Raw genomic sequence first — 1153 nt, 5'->3', positions numbered from 1 at the left:
CCACCGACATCAACCGCATCACCCGCACCGGCATCACCCCCCTCACCACCACCGAAGGACTCCACCTCTTCGACACCGCACTCCACACCCCACACAGCGGTAACGGTCTCCTGGTGGCCTCCGGATTCGACGCTGACGTCCTGAGCGCCGTCGGCGCGACAGTCCCGCCGCCCCTTCGCTCACTGGTCCGGGCCCCGCTCCGGCGGGCCGTCAACAGTGGAGCCTCGACGGACCGGTCGTTCGTCGCACGCGTCGCGGCGCTGTCGCCCGCCGCCGCCGAACGGGAACTGCTCGATCTGGTCCGTACGACAGTCGCCACGGTGCTCGGGCACGCCGACGCGCACAGCGTCTCCGAGGAGCGCGCGTTCACCGCCCTCGGCTTCGACTCCCTAGCGGCCGTGGATCTGCGCAACCGTCTCAGCGCCAAGACCGGGCTGCGCCTGCCCACCACCCTGGTGTTCGATCACCCCACACCACGCGCACTCGCCGCGCGGCTGATGACCGAGCTGCCGGGGTCCGTGACGGAGTCGCCAAAGGGCCCGGTCCGTAGGACGGTCCACGACGACGACCAGGTAGCCATCATCGCGATGTCCTGCCGCTTCCCAGGCCGTGTGGCATCGCCCGAGGATCTGTGGCGGTTGGTGGCCGAAGGTACCGACGCGGTCTCCGGCTTCCCGACCGACCGCGGCTGGGACCTGGAAGCGCTCTACGACCCGCAGGGCTCGCGTCCTGGTACGTCGTACGCACGTGAGGGTGGGTTCCTGCACGCGGCGGCCGATTTCGACCCCGCCCTGTTCGGTATGAGTCCGCGCGAAGCGCTCACCACCGACCCGCAGCAACGCCTGTTGCTGGAGACGGCATGGGAGGCGTTCGAACGGGCCGACATCGACCCCGTATCACTGCGCGGTTCGCGCACCGGTGTCTTCGCCGGTGTCATGTACAGCGACTACGGCGCCCGACTGCACCAGAATCAGCATGCCCCTGAGGGAACGGAGGGCTACCTGGTCAGCGGCAGCGCAGGCAGTGTCGCCTCGGGCCGTCTCTCCTACACCTTCGGTCTGGAGGGGCCTGCGGTCACGGTGGACACAGCCTGCTCGTCCTCGCTGGTCGCACTGCACCTGGCGATACGGTCACTGCGCAGCGGCGAATGCGA

At 69.2% G+C, this 1153-nt stretch carries 1 protein-coding gene; it reads left to right on the top strand.

From position 1 onward, the window contains the following. Positions 1 to 1153, top strand: a 1153-nt coding sequence (locus AB0E05_RS36450; RefSeq protein WP_361971920.1) for a beta-ketoacyl synthase N-terminal-like domain-containing protein, incomplete at both ends; no start/stop codon positions are given.

Origin of the sequence: Streptomyces sp. NPDC048057 (assembly GCF_040653095.1) — a bacterium.
Classification (GTDB): Bacteria; Actinomycetota; Actinomycetes; order Streptomycetales; family Streptomycetaceae; genus Streptomyces.
Note: the sequence above shows the minus strand (reverse complement) of the source record. Positions and strands in the feature narration are given on the sequence as shown.